The following is a 22,629-nucleotide window of genomic DNA, read 5'->3' on the forward strand; positions in this document are numbered from 1 at the left end:
GGTATCGGGCGCGTAGCTCAGTGGTAGAGCACTGTGTTCACACCGCAGGGGTCGCTGGTTCAATCCCAGCCGCGCCCACCATTCCCAAAGGCCCGTCGGCATTGCCGGCGGGCCTTTTGCGTTTCGGTGCTGGGTGGTCCCTGATCGGCCGAGTCACGCTGGGCGGGCTGTTGCGACGCAGCAACATTCGGATGCCCCTCGTGCTAGCCAGCCGTGGTCACCGCCACACCTCGCGCTTCGCGACCGCAGGCACTAACCGTTATAGATCAATTACTTGAGTGAGTAAGGTGCCCGTATTTGTCACGCATCTGTAACGCGGGTCACAAAAGCGTCATCGCACAGTCACCGAAGTTTCTTGCGAATCCCATCCCACCGTCACGGACGCAGCCTAGCGCGAGCCTCGTGATCGGCAGGGGGCATGTTCCGAGTCGATCCAGGGCGCTCGCCCATCATCCTGCAAACCGGGATCGACCGGAACGGAGAAATTCATGGCCGACTTCAAGCGTATCAGCCTCATCCTGATGACCAGCGTCGCGGGCGCCACGCTCGCCGCTTGCGACGGCGCATCCAGCGTTGCCTCGCCCGGCGAAGGCGTGATCGTCGTCCCCGCGCCGGCTCCTGCGCCGGCTCCGTCGCCGACCCCGTCGCCGACGCCTGCGCCCGGTACACCGGCTGCAAGCTGCCCCACCGGCACCACCGATGCCGGCGTCGTCGGCAGCTTCCGCGGTTGCCGCCTGCCGGCGCTGATCACCAGCCTGACGCTGCAGAAGCTCCCGGGCGTTGCCTATGAGATCAACGGCCGCGTCGATGTGGGTGTGGATCGCGGTGGCGCGGGCACTGCGGGCACCGCCGGCAACCTGACCATTCAGCCGGGCGTGATCGTCTATGCGAACACGACCAACTCGGACAACGACTTCCTCGTCGTCAATCGCGGCTCGACCATCGCGGCCGAAGGTACGGCGAGCCAGCCGATCATCTTCACCGCGCAGCAGAACCTGACCGGCGGCGTGACCGACGAATCGCAGGGCCTGTGGGGCGGCATCATCCTCGCCGGCCGCGCGCCGATCTCGAACTGCAACCTGTCGGGCGTGACCGGCGGTTCGGCCAACTGCGAGAACGTCGTCGAAGGCACCGGCAACGCACTGTACGGCGGCGCGACCCCGGGCGACAATTCGGGCGTGATGCGCTACGTTCAGGTCCGTTATTCGGGCACGGTGATCAGCCCGGCCAACGAGCTTCAGGGTGTCACCACCGGCGGCGTCGGCAGCGGCACGCGCCTTGAGTATATCCAGATCCACAACAGCTCGGACGACGGCATCGAAATCTTCGGCGGCACGCACAATGGCCGTTACTGGGTTGTCACCGGCGCCGATGACGACAGCATCGATACGGATGTGGGTTGGAAGGGCTTCATTCAGTTCGCGATCGCGATCCAGAAGCCGGGCAACGCCACCAGCGACAACTATGTGATGGAGATCGACTCCAACAACAACGAAGACGCGACCCCGCGTCAGAATGGCCGCATCGCGAACTTCACCTTCGTGCACACCAGCACCGGCACCAACGCCGGTCTGCGCCTGCGCGGCGGTGCGGACTTCACCTTCGTCAACGGCATCTTCGTGTCGGGCCGTCCGTGCCTCAACGTCCTTGCCGGCACCACCGACAATGGCGGCAAATCGACGATCCGCGCTGCCAACGCGGCGATCGACGAGCAGGGTCCTCCGGTGTTCCGTTCGAACTACTTCGCCTGCACCGGGGCCCTGTCGGCCGAAACTGCGGTCAACAGCATCACCGTGACCAACGCCGAGCAGGAAGCACTGGTCGATGCGGGTACCAACAACGTCAAGACCGGCACTGCGGCCAACGCGCTGACCTCGGGCTATCTGCCCGGCACCGGCGCAGCGGGCGTGACCGCGTTCAACGCGTCGACGCTCAACCCGTCGGGCACCTCGTTCCTGGTTAACACCAGCTATATCGGCGCGATCAGCGGGCCGAGCGACACCTGGTACCAGGGTTGGACCTGCAACTCGAACCGCGCGAACTTCGGCGCGGCGGGCAGCGCCTGCACCACCGTTCCGATCAGCTGATCGCAGCGTGATCGACTACCGGAACCGGCGGAAAAGGGGCCGCCGGTTCCGGTTTTCCTTGGCGGGACCTCTGCAAACGCCAGCCTCTGAAAACGGACGTCACCAGATGAAAAAGAGCACCGCATTCGGGAGTCTGCTGCTTCTGACCTCGCAACTCGTCGCACCGCATGCACTTGCGCAAGCTGCGCAGGATGCGACCGCAGAGGCCGCGCCGCAGGAGGCCGGAGCCCCGCAGACCGACGAGGAAGAGGTCGAAATCTCCGCTCCCGGCGCTGGCGACACCAGCGATGAAATCGTGGTCATCGGCCGCAACATCCCCAATGTCATCAAGGCGACCCCGCAGGTCGTGTCGGTGCTGTCGAGCGCGGATATCGCGCGCTCGGGCGAAGGCGATATCGCCGGCGCCCTCACCCGCGTCACCGGCCTCAGCGTCGTCGGTAACGGTTTCGTCTTCGTGCGCGGCCTTGGCGATCGCTATTCCTCATCGCTGCTCAACGGCCTGCCGCTTCCCAGCCCGGAACCGCTGCGCCGCGTGGTGCCGCTCGACCTGTTCCCGACGAACATCGTCGGGTCGGCGCTGGTCCAGAAAAGCTACTCGGCCAACTATCCCGGCGAGTTCGGCGGCGGCGCGATCAATATCACCACCCGTGTTGCCCCGCGTGACGGCTTTTTCGAGGTCGAGGGCTCGATCGGCTTTGACGCCGCGACCACCAGCGAGCTTGGCTATACCTATGACGGCGGCAGCCATGACGTGTTCGGCTATGACGACGGCGAACGCAGCGTTCCCAGCTTCATTAGCGCGGCCGGCGCCAACGGCACCTCGGTCACCGATGCAGCCCAGCTGATGCAGCTGTCGAACGCACCGACCACCGTGGTGTTCGAAAACAACCATATCCCCGCCAACTGGTCGGTCGGCACCAGCTTTGCCAAGACGATTGATGCAGGCAATGTTCGCATCGGCCTGATCGGTTCGGGCGGCTTGTCGAACAGCTGGCAGACGCGGGCGCAGACGCAGCAGGTTGCGATCGGCGCCGATGGCGGTCTCGCCAGCGATGGCCGTCAGGTGACCACCGACAACCGCGTCATCGCGAACGGCCTGCTCGGCATCGGCCTTGAGAGCGGCGAGCATCTGGTCCGCTTCACCAACGTCTATATTCACGACACGCTGAAGCAGGCGATCATCGGCCAGTTCGACGAAGAGAATTTCGGTATCCCCGGGTCATTCGGCGTCCCGACCTTCGCGACGCAGAATACCAACTGGTTCGAACGCCAGCTGTTCACCAGCCAGGTCGTTGCCGAGCTGGACTTTGGTGCGATCGACGTCGACCTGCGCGGCGCTTATGCCAACACCAAGCGCAAGGCGCCTTATGAGCGCGCGTTCCGCTATATCTATAGCGACGCGTTCGATGACTATATCAACACGCTGAACAGCCCGAGCGGCGCAACCATCGCGTTCAGCGACCTCAATGAAGATCTGTGGACCGGTGCTGCGGACATTGCCTATGAGTTCGATAGCGCGCGTCCGATCACGCTGTCCGCCGGCTATGCCTATTCGGACACGGCCCGCCAGTCCTACCGCTATTTCTTCCGCTTCATCGGCCCAAACAACGGTCCGGTGAACCAGACGGTGGCGCAGCAGCGTCCCGACTATCTGCTGTCGGACTACAACATCCAGACCTACGGCATCACCCTGCGCAACGAATCGACGGGCACCGGTGCGGCGGCGTATGACGCCTCGCTCAAGGTCCATGCTGGCTACGTGCAGGGCGAGGCCGAACTGCTTGACGGTCTGCGCGCGTCGCTTGGCGTCCGCTACGAAACCGCCAAGCAGCAGGTACTGCCGACCGGGGCGATCGCGGGGACGAGCCTCGACAACGACTATTGGCTGCCGGCAGCCACGGTCACCTGGAACTTCGCGCCCGACATGCAGCTGCGCGTCCACGGGTCGAAGACTATCGCGCGCCCGCAGTTCCGCGAGCTCGCACCGCAGCTCTATCAGGATTTCGAGAGCAGCCGCCAGTTCATCGGCAACCCGCTGCTGATCGACTCGCAGCTGTACAACGCCGAAGCACGTTACGAATGGTTCTTCGCGCGTGACCAGCGGATCACGCTGGCGGGCTTCTTCAAGAAGATCGACAATCCGATCGAAGCGGTGGCGTTCGTCGCCGGCGGTTCGACCTCGCTCCAGACCGGCTTCTCGAACGCACCGAGCGCCAAGCTGTACGGCGCGGAGATCGAGGCGCAGAAGCATATCGCGCTCGACACGCTGGGCGGCGGCTTCTTTGCCACCAAGCGGCTCGTGCTGATCGGCAACTACACCTACACCAAGTCTGAGATCGACTCGGGCAACCAGCTGGTGCCGAGCCCGATCCTCGGCGCTCCGGCGGTCGAATCGTCGCTGTTGTTCGACGACGGCGCACCGCTGGTCGGCCAGTCGGACCATCTGGTGAATTTCCAGATCGGCTTTGAGGACACAGCTTCGCTGTCGCAGCTGACCGTGCTGTTCAACTATGCCAGCGAGCGTGTCACCAACCGCGGCCCGGTGGTCGAGGGCGTTCGCCTGCCCGACATCATCGAAAAGCCCGGCCTGACCATCGACCTCGTCGCGCGCCAGGGCTTTGAGCTGGCGGGCGCGGACTTCGAGCTGAAATTCCAGGCGCGCAACCTGACCAAGACGCGCTATCAGGAATATCAGACGTTCCCGAATGATGTCCGCGTCGACACCAACACCTATGATGTCGGCCGGAAATTCTCGCTGAGCCTCAGCGCGAAGTTCTGATCGTTACAAGCGCAATGAAGAAAGGGCCGTCCCGGTGGGGCGGCCCTTTTTGCATCACCCCCAGGGCCGCTCGCGAAACCACTTCGTGATCACATACTTCGTCCCGGCACGCACCTTCATCGCATGGTGCAGCGTCGCGGGGTTGGGCGTGCCGTTGGGCCGCAAATTGCTCCACGCGAGCAGCTTCCCCGGCTCGGGCTGCACCAGCTTGTCGATCGCCTTGAACCGCGTCGCGCCGCCCGCCTCTACCGCGTTGAGATAGATCATCACCGTCCAGGTCCGCTGTCCGGACACCGCGCAGAACTTCTCGAAATCGACCCCGGTAGGCTCGAAATAGTCGGTATGCGCCTTGAACTCCTGCCCCACCGCATAGCGCTGGCCCTGCAGTGGCTCGCCATGCGCGGGATCGAGGCCGATAAAGTCGCAGATAATCGCGTCGAGCCGCTGTGCCGCCGCGTCATCCACCGCCAGGTCACAGGTCTCACTCGTGCGGAACACGTCGTCGCCATTATAGTCGGAGACAAGCGAGGGCCGCCGGTCGCGATCGATCATCGCCATCAACTCGCCAGAGAAATCCGCGTCGAGAAACCCCTTGCGCATGAACAGCGTCAGCTTCGGCGTCGGCACCTTCTGGATGCCCGGCCGAGCGCTCAGGCGCGCGATCACGGGTTCGATCGGAAATCCGGCGGCGGGCGAGGGTGCGATCATCGCGCGCTTCTGCCAGAAGCGATTGCCCGCATCCAGAGGCGCTGCACGACTTAAAAACGTCACCAAAGCGCAGGCGAAATGTCACATTGACGCCATAGCGCAGCAACATGCGCGACGCCGACACGCTCGACCAACTGGTACAGGCCGCGATCGATGCGGGCATCCCCGCATTGCATCTGGTGCGCGAGGGGGAGGGCGTCCGTGTCCTCGTCCGCACCGTCTCCGGACTGGCGCCGGTGCGCAGTGTCGTTGCGCGCGCCGACTGGATCGACGCCGCGCAGGCGCTTCCGAATGCAACGCGGCGCGGCGACCGCGTCGTGATCGACCTGATCCATCGCAGCGCAGTGGTCGGCGGCTTTGCCGACCTCGGCATGCCCGGCTCAATGCGCGCGGCGATCGAGCGCGAGACACTGGCCGCAGGCGGCGTGATCCTGATCGCGTCTGACGATCCCGCAACCTTGGCCACCGCGATGGCGGCTGCCGTCCACGCGCCCGGTGAGCGCCATGTCGTGCAGGTCGATGCCGACCGCGCCGATCTCGACACGGCCGCGCGCATGGATTGCGACGCGATCCTGCTGCGCGCCGATGGCGACCGCGCGGTGCTGTCGGCTGCGTTCGACCACGCCCAGCGCGGCGTCCGCATCGTGCTGGGCGTCGATGCGCCCGATGTCATGGCGGCAATCGCCCGCCTCCGCGCTGCGCGCGTCGAACGCCATCTGCTCGCCTTTGCGCTGCGGGTCGCGATTGCGGCGCGTGAGGAGCGGGGACTTTGTCCGACCTGCCGCCGCCCGACTCAGGCGGCGGGCTCCGAATCAGCTCTGCTCGGGGTCGATCCGGGGACGGTCATCTACCGCGCTGCGGGCTGTGGCGCGTGCGACGGCACCGGCTTTGCCGGACCCGTGATGCTGTTTGAGACCGTCGCGGTCGACCCCGGCCTGCGCCGCTTGCTGGCTGAGGGCGGCGACATCGCGATTCTCGCGCGCCATGCCTTTGTCGGCACCCCGACCCTCGCCGGATCGGCCCGCGCGCTGGCGCGGGAGGGCCGAATCACCGCCGAGGCCGCCATCCGGATCGCCCGCGCGGCCGGGTCGGGGCCGGTTGCGGCCTCGGTACACCCGCATCTGTTGATGGCATGATCACAGGCGCTTGACGCTCGTTGGAGGCGCCGCTAAGCGCGCCCCTTCACGGCGATCGTAGTTCAATTGGTTAGAGCACCGGCTTGTGATGCCGGAAGTTGCGGGTTCAAGTCCCGTCGGTCGCCCCATTTTCCTACCCCTGATATTTTGGGCTGGCGCTCGCCGGTGCGGAAGAATATTACGCGCCCTCGAAATATTCTTAGTCGACTGGAAGCGCCATGACCGCCGTGTGGGACCTGCCTGATTTCGATGCGCATGAGGGGGTTCACCTCATCACCGACCCTGCGAGCGGCCTGCGCGCGGTGATCGCGGTCCACTCGACCAATCTCGGCCCCGCAGCGGGCGGCGTGCGCTTCTGGCACTATGCCGATGGCAATGCCGCGATCACCGATGCGCTGCGGCTGTCGCGGGGCATGAGCTTCAAGAACGCCATGGCCAGCCTGCCTTTGGGTGGCGGAAAGGGCGTCGTGCTCGCCCCCGAATCCGGCGCGACGATCACCGAAGCGCAACTGATTGCATTCGGTGAAGCGGTCGAATCGCTCGGTGGTCGTTATGTGACCGCCGAAGATGTCGGCATGTCCGAAGATCGGATGAAGGTCATCGCGACCCGCACCCGCCACGTCTCCGGCCTGCCCGTCGCGGGCGGCAGCGCGGGCGGCGATCCCGGCCCGTTCACCGCGCTCGGCATCTATCTCGGCGTCAAGGCGGCGGCGAAGCGCGCGCTCGGCGCCGATTCGATGGCCGGCGTGCATGTCGCGGTACAGGGCGTGGGCAGCGTCGGCGGCGGTCTCGCCCGCCGTCTCGCCGCTGACGGCGCCAAACTGACCCTCGCCGACGTCAACGCCGACAAGGCACAGACGCTCGCAGCCGAACTGGGCGCGGACGTCGTTGCCGCAGACGCGATCACGACGATCGAAGCCGAAATCTTCAGCCCGAACGCCTTGGGCGCAATCCTGACCGAAGCCAGCATCGCCGCGCTCCAGTGCAAGGTCGTCGCCGGCGGCGCGAACAACCAGCTCGCCAAGCAAGGCGACGGCGCCCGCATCCACGCGCGCGGTATCCTCTATGCCCCCGATTACGTCATCAACGCGGGCGGCATCATCAATGTCGGCCTCGAATATCTCGGCCAAGGCGACCGCGCCGAGGTCGAAGCCCGCATCGCCCGCATCCCCGATCGCCTCACCGAAGTTTGGGACGAAAGCGACCGCACCGGCGACCCGGCAAGCGAAGTCGCCGACCGGATCGCGATGCGGCTGATCGGGCGAGGCTAAATCCGGATGCGCACTGTCTTCGGCACCGCGAGCGTGCGCCTCTACCATCTTAGCGAGCAGGATGCCGCCGCTGAGACGTTGTTCTATGGGCCGCTCAGCGAAGCACTGGCGATCGCGAGCCAGCAATCGGAAGACATCCAGGCCGGGCTCTGGCTCGCGACCGAGAACGACGTGGTTCCCTATCTCGATATGAGCGACGACTAGCCTGTCGGAAAAATTGGCGGAGAGAGTGGAATTCGAACCCCCTGTTTCATGACGTTTCGTCGAAGCCCGTGAAGTTCCATATTTCCATTGGTTTCCAGTGCTTTGGCGATTTCTGCGTCCGAAGGCTTTCCTCGACATTTCGCTTCATCTAACCTACAAAGTGGGACCGAAAGTGGGACCCAAAAGGTTCGGCGGAGACATCGAGATGGCAGCGCGCACACTCAACAAGCTGACCGCGGTTCAGGCCGCAAAGCTCACTGCGCCGGGCCGACATTCGGATGGCGGCGGGCTCTACCTGTTCATCGACGACGCCAAGCGGCGGCGCTGGATTTTCATGTACACCCGGCGCGGAAAGCGCACCGAGCTCGGCCTTGGAGGCGGGCGCGACATGTCGCTCGCAGCCGCCAGGACCGAGGCCGCCGCGCTGCGTGCCATCCTCGCCGCTGGCGGCGATCCCAAGGCCGAGCGCGACAAGCTCAAGGGTGTCCCGAGCTTCGGGGACTTCGCCGACGCCTATGTCGAGGCGATGACGCCCTCCTGGCGCAATCCCAAGCATGCCGCACAGTGGAAGATGACGCTGACCAAATATGCAGCACCTCTGCGACACCGCCCGATCGACGAGATTGGCACGCACGAGATCCTTGGGGTGCTGGAGCCGCTGTGGAAGCGCACGCCGGAAACCGCCGAGCGGCTTCGTGGACGGATCGAGAATGTGCTGAGCGCCGCCAAGGCCAAAGGCTATAGGTCCGGCGAGAACCCGGCGCTCTGGCGTGGTCACCTCGACCAGCTTCTGCCCAAGCGCCAGCGGCTGTCACGCGGCCATCATGCCGCGTTGCCCTATGCTGCGGCACCTGCGTTCATGGAGGATTTGCGGGGGCGCAGCGCGATTGCCGCACGCGCCCTGGAGTTCACCATCCTTACGGCAGCACGGTCGGGCGAGGTGCTCGGCGCGCGCTGGAACGAGATCGATCTGCAGAACAAGCTGTGGACGGTGCCGGCTGTGCGGATGAAGGCGGGACGCGAACACCGTGTGCCACTGTCGCCACGCGCGATCGAGATCGTTGCGGCGATAGCGGAATCAGGCACCGAGGGGTTTGTTTTTGCAGGCCCCAAGCCGGGAACGCCGCATTCCTCGATGGCGATGGCGATGCTGCTCCGTCGCATGAAGATCGACGTCACCGTTCACGGCTTTCGCTCGACGTTCCGGGACTGGGCATCGGAGGTGACCAGCTTCCCGCATGAGGTGTGCGAGATCGCGCTTGCCCATACCATCGCCAACAAGGCCGAGGCTGCCTATCGGCGCGGCGATCTGTTCGAGAAGCGGCGTAAGCTCATGGATGCGTGGAGCAGTTATTGCGGGGCGGCCAAAACGCCGAAGGTCGTTCCGATCCGACGGAGGGCCTAGTTGTCAAAAAGGCAAGCGCCGTCGCCCTGCTTGGAACTGGTGCGGTCGCCGAGGGTCGGCTTCGCATTCGTACAAGATCAAAGGCGAACGTCGGCCACGCTCACGGGGCAGCAAAATGTGCAATAGGGTTGTGCGAATAAATTCATCATTGATTCCGGGTGCTGACGGTCGCGCGTTAAAGCGGGGGCATTGGATACGGCGTTATTCTCGCTATACTCCGCAAACGCTGACGTGGGATGATCGCAATGTCGGGAATGCTTGGCGATATCGTTGCTACGCTCATCCTCGCGGTCGTCGCGTTCTTTGTTCCAATGGGACCGCGGACGCCTGCGTCGACGTTAGCGCGGACTATATTCGTACTAATTCCGGTCACGATTTTAGTATATTCCCAGTACCTCTGGGCGACGACCGGGTCGGGATTACTGGAGCGCGGAACTTGTGCTATCGCTCCAACTGCAAAATCGTGCCTGCCTCCTGCAGAAAAACGGGCAGCGAATTTCAATCAAATTTGCCCAGCAATACTATCGGGCGCACAAGAGTTGGATTGGGTACCCTACGTTGCGACTCTTCCCACGCTAAACCCGCAGCCGAAGGCGGATCGGCATTATACCTGTCGAGCAGAGGGTCGGGGGATCACATATTTCATAACTGCCCAAATTCGTTGTGCCGATATAAGCGACCACAATTGCCTGTATATACAAAGAGTAGAGAAGGACGACGGGGAATTAATATGGAACTCCCTATAGTCAATCTATTTAATAATTTTCCACTTAAGTTTATAATATCCCATTCGGTCAATTGACGTCGTAGTCATTTGAACAGGCGTCTTGTAGTTGCACCTCCACGTTGAGGCTAAGCCGATCGTCAGACTCTTCGATATGTAGTTGCTGTCTGGACGCTCGCGACAAAATTGCTCGAATGCCTCAAAGCGCTGTCGGTCAATTGGTTCGGTGCGCGCACACGCGGCACCCGACGCGCCCATAGAGCAAACTAGCACCTTTCCCCCCATACAACGCCACGCTAGTGGCCCCACGCCTGATCGTTTCACGTCTAGGGGGAGCGTGTCCTGATCTTGCTCGATCTCGGCGATAGTGTCCCCCCGCTGAGCACAAAATGCGCGCGCATTTTGTGGCCGGGGTGCTTGTAAAGCGGGCGACGTGGCGGGAACTGTAGACCAGATTGTGGTGGCTACGATGATATAGAGCGTCATTTTTCGTCTCCACCAGTGCGTTAGGCGTTGAGAATGCCGTTGAAAAGCGCGCCTGTCCCTTTGGCATTCCGACTTAGACTAATTCACGATTTCCTCGAACGGCCATAGCGCGCAGGGTTTGATAACCATGCATTCACGGCAGATTCGCGCCAGCCTATGCATCGCTCACTGATTGCTATCTGTTTGGGGAACGTTCCCTGGTTGATTTTGCGATACAGCGTCGAGCGGCTGAGGCCGGTGGCTTTGAGCACCGATGGAAGACGGATGATTCGGTCAACGACTTCAGTCATTGTTGGCTCCTTGCAAGTAGGGTGCGGTGACGACGCGCGCCCTGGCAGGAAAGCGCAAGACCGGAGTTGTGCGATCAAATAGCCGGTTAGGAATACCGGCTCTGGCGTAGGCTGATGGTTGGCCGATTGCGTCCTGGCGTCCCGCGCTGTCGCGCGGCCGCGCTCTACGGCGCATGCGCGCCGCCGAGACGCTGTGCGTCTCGGCCCATGCGGGTTGCGATCGCTGACGCGTCGGCGGTGCCGGGTGATTGAACGCGGGCTTGGATGAGCGTGCGCTGGCGGACTTCTGCGAAGCCGCCAGGGTCCGCAGCGTCTTTGCTTGCCGCGTGGCTCACTCGATCCGGGCGGAGGGCGCGGCGGCGGCTGGCGCACAGCTGCGCGCGCACGCCGCCGCGACGGCCGTCCGGATTCGAGAGTGCGTTCTGATTGGGCTCCGTTGGAGCCGTGCGCTGGCGCGCAGGATCTGCGGACGCCGCGCGTTGCGCGACGGCGCTATTTGCGGCCCCGGCAAAGGGGCTGGGCGGTCGCTGCCCTTAGTCCCGCCGCAGCGTGCCGCAACCCGGCTGGGCCGGGTCCTCCGCTGCGCTGCGGCCCGTTGGGTGCGGCCCGCCTCGATCGGCGGGACTGCGGTGCGCTCCTTGCCGCCCACCCCCTTTCCCGGGGCCGATGCGGTTTGAGGAAGGAGGCAGGACGATGCGGTGGAGGTTCTGGCAGCAGGCGTCCGGCGTTGATGTGGAGCTGGACCGGTTGGAGCGTCGGGTGCGGCGCATGGACGCAATGACGCGGGCGGTGTTCCTGATGCATCGGCTGGATAGCCTTGGCTATGCCGAGATCGCCCAGCGTCTCGGGATTGCGGTTGGCGAGGTCGAGCGGCGCATTGCGGAGGCGATGGTGGTGCTGATTCAGGCCGATGCCGAGCACTGAAATAGCGCGGACGCGATAGGCCTTGCCTTCGGGTCCGCGCATGCCACAGGTTCAGGACATGTTGCGGACGTCTCTCGACCATCTTCCAGCCTCCCGGCAGCGCGAGCTTGCCCATGTGACGCGCGTGCTGTGCGAGGAGTTCGAGGCCGCGCATGCGATCGGCACCAAGGACTGGAAGAAGGCCCGGCGCATCTTCAAGATCGTGCTCTACGGATCGTTCGCGCGCGGTGACTGGGTGGACGATCCGGTCGGGGGCTATCAATCCGACTATGACATCCTTGTTGTCGTCAATGACGAGCGGTTGACCGAGTTTGAATATTGGTCGGCAGCCGAGGACCGGCTGATGCGCGATACGACCATCACCAAGGCGCTGAGCGCACCGGTCAATTTCATCGTCCATTCGCTGACCGACGTGAACGCCCAGCTTGAGAAGGGGCGGCCGTTCTTTGTCGACATCGTGAGCCAAGGGATTGCGTTGTGCGAGGCCGAGGGCTTTCCGTTTGCGCAGCCGCGCGATCTGCCGCCGGAGGAAGCTCGCGCGGAGGCTCAGAAGCATTTCGACAAGTGGTTCCCGAGCGCCGAGGCGTTTCTTCGAATGGCCGAGGGCGCGCGAGCCGCAGGCGACACGAACGAATCTGCGTTCGCGTTGCACCAGTCAGCCGAGCGCTTCTACCACTGCACGCTGTTGGTGCTGACCCTCTACAGCCCGAAGTCTCACAAGCTGAATTTCCTGCGCTCGCACGCCGAGGAAATCGCGCCCGAGCTGATCGCCGCTTGGCCCCGCGCGGACAAATTCAGCCGCCGCTGTTTCGAGCTGCTGCGTCAGGCATATGTGAACGCCCGCTACTCGCCCCACTACGAAATCAGTGACGAGGAACTGCGCTGGCTGGCCGAGCGTGTCGCTAACCTGCAGACCCTCGTGAAGGCCGTTTGCGAGCGTCGGTTGGACGCCGACTAGGCCGGCTGTTCGTTTCAGGAAGAACCGGTCGTTTGCCGCCTTGGGTACGATCGGGCCTATCGCAAGATAAAAGCACCGCCGTCGGCTGGGGTGCAAATGGTTGTTTCGGAAGATGAATTTGCGCCGTCGCCGCCAAGGCCCTGCCATCGCGCGCACGATTTTCCCGAAAGTTTTCAACGCTTCAAGCGCTGGCACGCCCGCCAATGTCGGCAGCGTAAGCCCATCGCGTGCCCATTGCAGTTGTTCCCAGGCGATAGCGACGACTCATAACGGCGCCGCTTGCGCGGCTCGTTGCGGTTCTCGGAGTATTCACGCGTCAGGGTTGAGTTGGCCCTCTTGCGCGCCTAGCCAGTGCATGATGGTGGGAGAAACTTCTCGGTGATACTTCGGCGCATGCAAGTGGAAGGCGGTTTCCTTGACGGGCTCGATCTGCGTTTCCACGACGGACTCAATGTTCTGATTGGCGGGCGTGGTACCGGCAAATCGTCCGTGATCGAGCTGATCCGCTACTGTCTGGATGTACGTGGCTCCTCTAGCGAAGAGGATGCTAAGCATGCCCTGGAACAGGCGCTGTCTGTTTTGCAGGATGGTCAGGTCACGTTGACGGTCGATGACGGCGGAAGCATAATGATGATCACGCGATCAGCTAATGCCGAGCCCGAAGGCATGGAATCGCGGCACTGGCTGCCGCTCATTTTGTCGCAAAAGGATGTGGAATCGATTGGCCTCAGCGGCAGGGGCAGGCGCAATATCGTCGATTTCTTTTGGGGTGGTTCCGCGCAGAAGGGTAACGAACAGCGGCTAGTCGCTCAGGTAAGGTCGCTGACGACCGAAATTCGCGACATGGTCATTGAAAGCGATGCGTTGTCGGAGCGGATCGCTGGCGCCGAGACAATTCGCACGGAGCTTAGTCGCGCCGAAGCTCGCTCGGCCGAGATTTCGAAAAGCTCGGCGCAGCTCGACGCGAAGCAGAAGGAACTCGAAGCGCTGTCCGCGCGAAGTTCGGGGCTCATGGTCCGGCTCGACGCGCTGCGGCGTGCCAAGGAGACGACCGCGGCTAACCGCGAAACTTTGCTATCGGCAAATCTTCTGGGCTTCGGCCTGGATGAATGGCCCCAGAGAGGAGAACCCGACCCGCTGTCAGCGGTGCGTGAAAAGCTTGCCCGTGCGGATCAGCATTCGGCGGAAGCGGCCAGACTGCTCGAAGAGGCGATTGCCGATATCGACGTCGCAATCCGCACGGTCGAGAGAGACCGGGCTCCAATCGAGGAGCAAGCGCGCGTCATTCGCCGCGAAATCGAGTCGCTCAGGGAGGGCGCAGGCGCGGCCGCGCGGCAGCTTGCCGGATTGCGCGAGCAGGCGAGCCAGCTCGAGGCACTTGCAGCATTGCGTGTGCAACGGCTTGAACGGATCGGCAGGGTGCAGGCGCAGCGCGGGACCATTCTCGACCGACTCGACGCCTTGCGCGACGCCACTTTTAACGAGCGGAAAAAGGTGGCTGCGAACCTTTCCAGCAAACTGATGCCTTCAATCCGCGTCAAGGTATACCAGGCCGCGCAACTCACCGAATATATCGGGGCAATCACAAACGCCCTTCGCGGGAGCGGTTTGCGCTACAACGAGCTCGCCCAAGCGCTCGCGGAATCGATGACACCGCGCGAATTGGTCGAGGCTGCCGAGAATTCTGACATTAAGTTCATTAGCAAATCGGCAAAGATCACGGCAGATCGTGCCGAGCGCGTGGCTTCTCAGATCAGGGCGTCCGGTAGCGAAGCGCTTGCCGGCATGGCGTTAGAAGATACCGCCGATTTCGAGCTGCTCGATGGTGCGACCTTCAAGCTTATGAATGAGCTGTCGGTCGGCCAGCGCTGCACCGTTGTCTTGTCGATCCTCCTCCAACATCCCGACCGCGTGCTGATCGTCGACCAACCAGAGGACCATCTCGACAATGCTTTCATTGTGGAGACCCTGATCGGCGCCATCCGACATCGGTCGCAGCGGAGCCAACTGATCTTTTCCACTCACAACGCCAACATCCCCGTGCTTGGCGAGGCGACGAACGTGATTCGGCTGAATTCTAACGGAAAGCGCGGTTTTGTCGTGCATGCCGAACCGCTCAACGACCCGAAATCGGTAGAAGCGATCACAACATTGATGGAAGGCGGCGACGAGGCGTTTCGGAAGCGCGCCGCGTTTTACAGCCAGACGCCGCATTAATGACACCCGACCAGGCCCTCGCGATGATCAGTTCAAAACGTTCGGCCGACCGCCGGCTGGCGGGACGAGAGGTCGCGGCCAACCCCACGCTTGTCGATCGCGCCGTCATCGAAGCGGCATTTCATCATGAAACCGTTCCGCAGATTCGGCAGCAGTTCGGCGCAGCACTGAAGGCGTTGAACGCCGTCGGCCCCAAGGTGGCCGAGCCTGATGAGGATCAGGCAAAGGCTATCTATGAGGAAGCCTTGTTGCGAGCGACGCGAACAGTTACCGAACGGATTCTGCATCAGCTGAACCCTTTGATCGGCGATATCGAGCAGGCCGCGCAAGCTGAAATCGGTGACTATGAAGGGAGCAAAACCCAGATCGCGGTCGGCCAAATCCAGCTCCAAGCTTTGGCGATCGTCAAACTGTATAATGCGGCCAAGCCGGCAAGTTTCGAGGAATTCGACCTTGCTGCGACCATCCGCAATTGCTTGCCCCACGATCTCGAACACCAGCGCTGCCGGGTCAGCTTCGCGGGTGCCCAGCCGACGATGGTCCACGGCGATCCCTCGCTAGTCACTATGGCCGTGACCAACACCTTGCGGAACGCAATCGAGGCATCGTTGCCTATCGCTACCGACGACCATAAGCCCCCGATCATCATCAATTGGGGGATGACCGACCGGGAAAACTGGATCTCGATCATCGATGAAGGGGTCGGATTCGGTGGCAATATTGCTGGCGCGTTCGAGATCGGCAGCAGTACCAAGGGGCATAGTGGCCACGGACTTCCCGGGGCGAAAGCGGCAATGCTGTCGCTATCTGGAAAGATCGAGATGATTCCACAGGAAGACAAAGGCTGCGCGATAAACCTGTCCTGGCCAATCCTGGGGACGGGTAACTGAATGCGCTGCCTCCTAGTCGAAGACGAGAAGCCCCGAATCGACGCAATCTTCGGAAAGCTTGAGGCAGCGTTCGGAGTCGGCGCGGTCGATGTGGCCGAGGACCGCGACAGTGCGATCGACTTAATCTCCGCACGGCCTTATGACTTGGTCGTTCTCGACCAGCGAATTCCTAGCGGGCCCGGGCAGCTTAACGCAGATGTCGACCATGGTCGCGCCGTCCTCGAATATATTCGAGGCGAAGCGCCTCATACCGTCGTCTATTTTTTGACCGCGTTACCCATGGACGATGAGTATGTAGATATCATCGTCGCCCAGGGCGAGAAGCTGGATATCTATGGCGACCGCAAGCCGGTCCCGCTCGTACTGCGATTCCGCAAAGCCCAGCTCGACCCTTTCTTCGCGGCGGTTGAAAGCCTCGTTGGCACCGCGCGGGTCACTCACCATATCGAGATCAACACCAAGGGTAAGGATTTAGGACTCAACGAGGAGGAAGCGCGGCTCATCCGCTGCTTCGGCCGTCTGCAGGACGGGATCTGCGTGGATGTCGAGCCGATAAATGACGGCTTGTCCGGGGCACGCGTAGTCAAAGCGGATGTTAAGGCTAGCGACGGGCAAATTCGGATGTGGGCGGTCGGCAAGCTTGGAAAGCATGCCGATATCGCCAGCGAAATGCTTCGATATGAAAAAGAGGTCATGCGCCTGCCGTCCGGCAGTTATGCGCCTCTGCTAATTCCAGGCCAAGCGCGGGTGCTCGGGCGCATGGCAGCGTTCTACCGCCTACTAGCAGGCTATGATCGGACGATCTTCGATGTTCTCCGAGCTTCAGATCCGGACGCCGCAGCCTGCGTGAAAGTCTTGCAGGAAGCAGAGGAGGCTTGGGCGAAACAGCCGATTGTACGCAAGGACACGGTGTTTGAGCATGCGAAGCGCCTGATCTGGGAGGATCGTTTTCCGGCGATCCATTCGTTGATTCCGGAAATCGATTGTGCCGGCTACGAAGCCAAAGCCGTTTCGGTCAACCTCTGCACGCGCCATGGCGATTTACATGGCGAAAATGCGCGAGTCGATGCCAAGCTTCGCGTCATGATGCTCGACTATGGTTCCGTAGATCTGCTGCCAAGCGCAATTGACGCCATCACAATGGAATTGAGCCCATTTTTTCACCCACATGGCCATCGCGATCTTTTGAAATGGAAGCCGGAGGACGGCCCCATCGATTGGTTCGACGTCGAGGCCTTTGCCGCTCTGACGGCGGTTCCGGAATATGTGAAAGCCTGCCGGGTCTGGGCACACAAGGATGCATTCGGAAATCGTGAAGTGCTCGTCTGCGCCTACACCTACGTGATGCGCCAACTCCAATATCCCGGCGCCGATGTCGCGCTTGCGAGGGCCATATTGCCTAGCATTATTGCTAGAGGAATGGCGGCGTAGTCATTGCGGGTTTCCCCTACGCTGGGCTCATCCTGTGAGCCAGTAGGAGGCAGGTTTGCTCGGCCCAAGTGCAGCGAATCGCATCATGCGAATGGCAGCGGAAGCAAGGATTTTCAGGTGGCGTGCGAGGAAGCGCTAGCTCTTGTCAATGCAGCCACCCGAAAACGTGCGTGCGGATCTGAGCTTACCGTCCGAAACGGCGCAATTCAGCCATTTCCCGCTTGACGATGGTGACCCCAATGATCGCAAGTAGCGATAATAGGGGTCACCTGGTCAACAATCTCGGTGACTGAAAGATCGCATGGTGGGGAGCGCGCGTTGCGACAAATTTCTCGTGGCTTAGTCGGACTTTCCGGGGACGCCCGTGAAGTGGAGCTCCGTCAATGGTCGCTGTGGTTGGCGCGCGTCCCGGCGATCAGGCGTAGCTTCATTAAGTGGTCGGAGGACTTTGATCCACTACGTTATAATGAGGCCGCAAGCGTTGCGCTGCTTGCCAATGCAGCATCTAAGGTCGGCTATCTGGCCCTGACCGAATATGTTGCGATAAAGCGCCGAAAGACCCGGGGTCGCCCATTCCGGAAGGGCCGATGCGACCTATGGATCGCAGATGGAAAAACGGAGCGGTCATGGGCTTTCGAGTTCAAGCAACATTTTTGCTTCAGCAATGTTCGCGCGGAGACGCTCCATCAGAAGTTGGATGAGGCCGTCGGCGACGCAGACGAAGTGGATCGAAGCGAGGGCGATAAGCGGTTCGGTTGTCTAATCGTGGGAGCGCGCAACGATGTGAAGCCGACGCGATCCTTCATTGAGCGCATGGATAGGCTGATGTCGGAAATGCCGATGGCGTTCCGAATTAATGGCGGCTGCGGTCCAGTCTGGCTTGGCTTCAAGGAGGCAGGATAACGCCATGTCACTTGAGCGCCTTTCGTCTTGCTCGCCAAATCCGCAGGTATTCCGCTCTCGATGCGGTCAGACGGGCTCGTCGATCCCGCGTACGAGCATGAGGAGCCGCTTGAACTCCTCAATCTCGGTATCCCGCTTCCAGAAATTGACGAACTGGCAGACGATTTGAAGGTTTCCGGCGGCATAATGACCGCTGCTATCGATCCGGTCAGGAGAGGGCAGCAAATGCCTGTCGGCATCGGGCCCGTGAAAATGAAACGGAATGCCTGTGAGTGCGCAGCGATTGTCCTGCAGCTCAAGCAAGGTGGCGAGGAGCTTCTCCAGCTCCTGTGGGCTCATTAGCAACTCCTTGTTCTTGAGCGTCCGCTCTACGATTTGCCCATTCGCAGTGCGCGCCGTGTTCATAATCGAGTAGCGCATTGCAATGATCGACTTCTCGCGTCCTCCGATGACGCGGCCGGCCTCCTGCCGCCATTTTCCGCCCCCTGCGTCCTGCACTGGCAGTTTGACTAGCAGCCAGCAGAACGAATGGGCGTCGATCAAACGGGTCGAGCCGAGACCGTCGACCTCAGCTAGCGCCTCGCGAACCTCGCCGAGCGCGGCGTTGAAGCGCTGATAATTCTCCCAGGAGCAGTTGCGCAGAGTGACCAAGTCCACGTCCAGCGCCCGGAAGGCTTGATCGAAGCCGGTCGGCTGGATCGGTGTGAACCGATCCATATCCTTCAGAAAGAACAGATAGGCGAGCAATGGATACTTCCCGCCGGTTAGCTCGCTCAGCGCATCGAACACCTGACCTTCGTCAGCGTCGCTGCGGTAGAGTGTGAACAGCAATTCCTCTAGACCGCGACGGAGTTGGGGGTTTGATCGCGCTTCGAGGAAAGCCCGATGATCGCGGTTCGCGTGTCCGAACCGGTTCTGCCAAAATACTAGGTTGTTGACGACGTTGAAGCGTTGGTCCTGAACTTCGATTGCGGCAATCGCATGCTCCAGAATCGTACCATTCCCGACTTGCTCCGCCGACCAACTTTGTGGTGCCAGCAACTCGCGCGCGATTTCCCGCAGTCGCGGCTTGTAGCCTTCCCATGCGGCGGCCACGCCTTCCTGAAAATTGCGGAACGGCCCACCCTCGCGCGCCAAGATTGACCGCTGAAATTCGGCGAACGCCTTCTCAAATGGCAAACGGCTGAGCATTCGGTCGGTATGCGTATGCGCGGAGGCTAGCGAGTAGTCCTGACCGATAGTGGCCTTGATTGCGGAAGCAGCGGCGCTCAAGGCCATACGATCGGCTGCATATTGATCCCAAACCGCTTGTTCACCTTTGCTGCCGCGACCAAGCCCGACCTTCCCCTGCGATTGAAATGCCGGATCAAGGCGGCGGAAGTTCATCATTTTCATATAAACGCCGTTCGCGTTTCGGAACTTGTCCGTCATCGCAACACCGTTTTGCTTGCCAAGGCGGTTGAGAAAGACCGACAGCTCAGCGACAGCCTTGCTTCCCTTACCGGGCGGCGACGCAGGGTTGGTCATGTAAAGGTCGAGCGCGAGCACATGCTCATCCCACGACCAGTCGGCATTCTGGTCAGGATCGGTAACCGTGAAGCCAAGACCAAGCAACAACTTGGCGGCGTCATTCCGCCCACCACTTAGCTCAAGCGCAGTCAGAGCACGCCCATCGCCTCCCGGTGCCCACTTATGTGCGACCGCCGCAATCGCCTTTGAATCGTAACGCCTGCCTTCGTGGACGAGAAAATAGTCGCGCGCACCATTGAAGCCGTAGCGATCGAGAAACGTAGCCCTTCCGAGCGCATCGAACTCGGCGATGGCGTTCAGCACGCCTTCTGCAGTAATGGGTGCTCGCACCATATCTCCCCTCTGAACTGATAGTTAGTTCAGCTCTGCAAGCCAGTCCACCGCCGCACATCCAGACGAAAGCAAGCCGTTGGCTCGAACACAGTCTGGAAAAATGCTCCCTTGGGATGAGGATCGCGCAATCCACGCGTAAGCAAAGGGTCGAGGGCTCCCCGGCCAACTTGCGCATTGAGAGCGCTCGATAATGGGACCGAAAGTGGGACCAAAATCGGAGACCCGAGAAATTTTCAGTCAAATCAGCGATTTAGAATGAAAACTGGCGGAGAGAGTGGGATTCGAACCCACGGTGGGCTTCCACCCACGGCGGTTTTCAAGACCGCTGCCTTAAACCACTCGGCCATCTCTCCGCGCGGCTTGCGCCTTAAGCCGTTGGACGTGTTTTCCGCAAGAGGGCGTGTTTTCACTGCCTAAGGGGGTTCATGCCCGCCGCGCCCTGTGGCAGAGACAGCTCATGCGTAGCTTCAAGTCTTCGATGCGGCGGTTCGTCCTGGTTGGAACGGCAGTCCTGGCGGTCGCCATTGGCGGCGCTCCTGCGGTCGCGCAGGATGAGGCGGGGTTCCAGAGCTATATCAACGGCCCGCTGCGCGAGCAGGCGCTGCGCGAGGGCGTCAGCGCGCGGACGCTCGATGCGGTGCTGCCTTCGCTGACCTACAACCCGCGCGTAATCGAGCTCGACCGCGATCAGCCAGGCAGCTCGACTGCGGCGATCCCGGCGTTCGCCCCCTACAAGGCGCGCCATGTCGATGCCGCGCGGATCAATCGCGGGCGTGAGACCTATCGCCGGCTGCGTTCGAAGCTGGAGCGGGTCGAGCGTGAGACCGGCGTGCCCGAATCTATCATGGTCGCGATCTTTGGGCATGAGACCAATTACGGCAGCTACACCGGCGGGTTCGACCTGCCGCGCAGCCTCGCCACGCTCGCCTATGAAGGTCGTCGCCGCAATCTGTTCGCGGGCGAGTTCATCGCGACAATGAAGATGGTCGACCGTGGCGTGCCGCGCGAGTCGCTCAAGGGCAGCTGGGCGGGCGCGTTCGGCTATCCGCAGTTCCTGCCCTCGGTCTATCTCCGCCTCGCGCGCGATGGCGATGGCGATGGTGTCGCGAACATCTGGTCGAACGAAGCCGATACGCTGGCGTCGATCGCGAACTATTTTGTCGCATCGGGCTGGCGTCCGGGTCAGCCCTGGGGGGTCGCCGTCAACGTCCCGTCCAACCTGAACCGCACGGCGCTGGTCAACCGCACGGTGCCGACGCGCTGCACCCGCGTGTTCGAACGGCATTCGCAGTGGCGGAGCATGGCCGAATGGCGCGCACTGGGCATCGTACCGCAATCGGGCAGCTGGCCGGCCGATCACATTCAGGCGACGCTGCTTGAGCCTGACGGGCCGGGCAAGACCGCCTATCTGCTCACCGGCAATTACCGCGTGATCCTCGATTATAATTGCTCCAATTTCTATGCGCTTTCGGTGGGGTTGCTGGCCGATGAAGTCGAACATTAATGCCATCGCCGCCGCCGCGTTGCTCGCGGGATGCGGTGGGGGCGGGGGCCTGGAAGAACTGCCACCGGCACCTGCCGCGCCGCAGGAGGCTGCGCCATCCGGCCCCGGCGCCGGCTATGGCGCACCGTCCGGACCCGAAGGCGGCCCCGACACGAGCGAAGGCCCGCAGGGCAGCTCGCGCCTGCGCCCCGGTGAGGAACGCTATGACCGTGTCGGCTATGCCGGTTATGCGGGCGCGGGGGAGGGCGTGTTCGCGCTCAGCGGCGTGCTGCCACAGGGCACCCATGCCGAGGTTACCGCACTCGACACCGGCAAGACGATCCTCGTCCTGATCCGCGGACCGGGGAATGGCTTGATCGAGCTGTCCGGCGGCGCCGCGCGTCAGCTGGGCGTCACCGGCAACCCGCCGGTCCGCGTGCGGCGCGTCAGCGTCACCGGACAGGATGCGACAGCACTCGCCGCTGGCCAGCCCGCGCCGATGCGCGCCGATGCGCCGCCAGCGCTGCTCGCCGGCCTCCGCCGTCGCTTGGGCGACACCCCGCGCGAGACTGCATCGACACCGCCGCCGCGCCCGGCGACCCGGCCTACGCCGCGCCCGACCCAGACAGCCACCGCCACGCGCGGCCTGTTCGTTCAGGTCGCCGCACTCTCCAGCGCCGCCCGCGCGCGCGCGCTCGCCGATACGCTGGGCGGCATCGTCCGCCCCGGCGGCGGGGTGTATCGCGTGCAACTCGGCCCCTATCCCAACAGCGGCGCCGCCGAGCGCGCGCGTGCCGATGTCGCACGCCGCGGCTACGCCGACTCGCGCATCGTTTCGATCCCCTGACCCTCAAGCCCTGGACCGACAAA

17 protein-coding genes and 3 tRNA genes are annotated in these 22,629 nt (G+C 62.5%); 16 read left to right on the forward strand and 4 right to left on the reverse strand.

The window, feature by feature from the left end; genetic code table 11:
* Window positions 1-6 precede the first annotated feature (6 nt).
* The 3 genes from VGN66_RS15755 to VGN66_RS15765 all read left to right on the forward strand — a co-directional run bounded on the left by VGN66_RS15755 (window position 7) and on the right by VGN66_RS15765 (window position 4,866).
* A tRNA-Val gene (locus VGN66_RS15755) sits at window positions 7-81 on the forward strand.
* Between the two features lie 407 nt (window positions 82-488).
* Window positions 489-2,087, forward strand: coding sequence for a hypothetical protein (locus VGN66_RS15760; RefSeq protein ID WP_327519753.1), 1,599 nt, complete (start codon window positions 489-491; stop codon window positions 2,085-2,087).
* Between the two features lie 106 nt (window positions 2,088-2,193).
* Window positions 2,194-4,866 carry a TonB-dependent receptor domain-containing protein gene (locus VGN66_RS15765; RefSeq protein ID WP_327519754.1) on the forward strand — a complete coding sequence of 891 codons (2,673 nt, stop codon included), beginning with the start codon at window positions 2,194-2,196 and terminating at the stop codon, window positions 4,864-4,866.
* A 54-nt stretch (window positions 4,867-4,920) separates the two neighbouring features.
* Here the strand turns inward: VGN66_RS15765 and VGN66_RS15770 are convergent, their stop codons facing one another.
* Entirely contained in the window at window positions 4,921-5,574 is a 654-nt protein-coding gene (locus tag VGN66_RS15770; protein WP_327519755.1) for a 2OG-Fe(II) oxygenase, read from the reverse strand.
* Between the two features lie 107 nt (window positions 5,575-5,681).
* Here VGN66_RS15770 and VGN66_RS15775 point away from each other — a divergent pair, with 107 nt between their 5' ends.
* From VGN66_RS15775 to VGN66_RS15795, 5 genes are all read left to right on the forward strand, one after another.
* Window positions 5,682-6,710 carry a hypothetical protein gene (locus VGN66_RS15775; RefSeq protein ID WP_327519756.1) on the forward strand — a complete coding sequence of 343 codons (1,029 nt, stop codon included), beginning with the start codon at window positions 5,682-5,684 and terminating at the stop codon, window positions 6,708-6,710.
* Window positions 6,711-6,761: 51 nt separating this feature from the next.
* Window positions 6,762-6,838: transfer RNA gene (locus VGN66_RS15780), tRNA-His, on the forward strand.
* Between the two features lie 90 nt (window positions 6,839-6,928).
* Complete coding sequence (locus VGN66_RS15785; protein ID WP_327519757.1) at window positions 6,929-7,981, forward strand: amino acid dehydrogenase; 1,053 nt, start codon at window positions 6,929-6,931, stop codon at window positions 7,979-7,981.
* Window positions 7,982-7,987: 6 nt separating this feature from the next.
* A complete protein-coding gene (locus VGN66_RS15790; protein ID WP_224920057.1) occupies window positions 7,988-8,185 on the forward strand; it encodes a hypothetical protein in 198 nt (65 codons plus the stop codon).
* A gap of 205 nt (window positions 8,186-8,390) precedes the next feature.
* A complete protein-coding gene (locus VGN66_RS15795) occupies window positions 8,391-9,590 on the forward strand; it encodes a tyrosine-type recombinase/integrase (RefSeq protein WP_327519758.1) in 1,200 nt (399 codons plus the stop codon).
* A 1,293-nt stretch (window positions 9,591-10,883) separates the two neighbouring features.
* Here the strand turns inward: VGN66_RS15795 and VGN66_RS15800 are convergent.
* Window positions 10,884-11,090 carry a helix-turn-helix transcriptional regulator gene (locus VGN66_RS15800; protein ID WP_327519759.1) on the reverse strand — a complete coding sequence of 69 codons (207 nt, stop codon included), beginning with the start codon at window positions 11,088-11,090 and terminating at the stop codon, window positions 10,884-10,886.
* 693 nt (window positions 11,091-11,783) lie between these two features.
* On the opposite strand from VGN66_RS15800, the gene VGN66_RS15805 reads away from it, so the two are divergent.
* From VGN66_RS15805 to VGN66_RS15830, 6 genes are all read left to right on the forward strand, one after another.
* Entirely contained in the window at window positions 11,784-12,014 is a 231-nt protein-coding gene (locus VGN66_RS15805; protein WP_327519760.1) for a sigma factor-like helix-turn-helix DNA-binding protein, read from the forward strand.
* A 40-nt stretch (window positions 12,015-12,054) separates the two neighbouring features.
* Window positions 12,055-12,972 carry a HEPN domain-containing protein gene (locus tag VGN66_RS15810; RefSeq protein ID WP_327519761.1) on the forward strand — a complete coding sequence of 306 codons (918 nt, stop codon included), beginning with the start codon at window positions 12,055-12,057 and terminating at the stop codon, window positions 12,970-12,972.
* 399 nt (window positions 12,973-13,371) lie between these two features.
* Window positions 13,372-15,189: an AAA family ATPase gene (locus VGN66_RS15815; protein ID WP_327519762.1), complete on the forward strand. Its 1,818-nt coding sequence runs from the start codon at window positions 13,372-13,374 to the stop codon at window positions 15,187-15,189.
* The gene (locus VGN66_RS15820) at window positions 15,189-16,079 is read left to right on the forward strand and encodes an ATP-binding protein (protein ID WP_327519763.1); all 891 of its coding nucleotides are present in this window, start codon (window positions 15,189-15,191) and stop codon (window positions 16,077-16,079) included. The genes VGN66_RS15815 and VGN66_RS15820 overlap by 1 nt, the downstream gene beginning before the upstream one ends.
* Window positions 16,080-17,510 carry a hypothetical protein gene (locus VGN66_RS15825; protein ID WP_327519764.1) on the forward strand — a complete coding sequence of 477 codons (1,431 nt, stop codon included), beginning with the start codon at window positions 16,080-16,082 and terminating at the stop codon, window positions 17,508-17,510.
* Between the two features lie 285 nt (window positions 17,511-17,795).
* Window positions 17,796-18,413, forward strand: a complete 618-nt coding sequence (locus VGN66_RS15830) for a hypothetical protein (protein ID WP_327519765.1) — start codon at window positions 17,796-17,798, stop codon at window positions 18,411-18,413.
* Window positions 18,414-18,479: 66 nt separating this feature from the next.
* Here VGN66_RS15830 and VGN66_RS15835 read toward each other — a convergent pair whose 3' ends face one another.
* Together VGN66_RS15835 and VGN66_RS15840 are read right to left on the reverse strand one after the other, a co-directional pair.
* Window positions 18,480-20,276, reverse strand: a complete 1,797-nt coding sequence (locus VGN66_RS15835; RefSeq protein WP_327519766.1) for a hypothetical protein — start codon at window positions 20,274-20,276, stop codon at window positions 18,480-18,482.
* Window positions 20,277-20,539: 263 nt separating this feature from the next.
* Window positions 20,540-20,629, reverse strand: a tRNA-Ser gene (locus VGN66_RS15840).
* Between the two features lie 125 nt (window positions 20,630-20,754).
* Between VGN66_RS15840 and VGN66_RS15845 the strand changes: the two genes are divergently transcribed.
* Window positions 20,755-21,780, forward strand: a complete 1,026-nt coding sequence (locus VGN66_RS15845) for a lytic murein transglycosylase (RefSeq protein WP_327519767.1) — start codon at window positions 20,755-20,757, stop codon at window positions 21,778-21,780.
* Window positions 21,764-22,606 (forward strand): SPOR domain-containing protein, encoded by an 843-nt coding sequence (locus tag VGN66_RS15850; RefSeq protein WP_327519768.1) that lies wholly within the window; start codon window positions 21,764-21,766, stop codon window positions 22,604-22,606. Before VGN66_RS15845 ends, VGN66_RS15850 begins: the two co-directional genes overlap by 17 nt.
* The last annotated feature ends 23 nt before the right edge of the window (window positions 22,607-22,629 follow it).

Source organism: Sphingomonas sp., assembly GCF_035998645.1.
Classification (GTDB): domain Bacteria; phylum Pseudomonadota; class Alphaproteobacteria; order Sphingomonadales; family Sphingomonadaceae; genus Sphingomonas.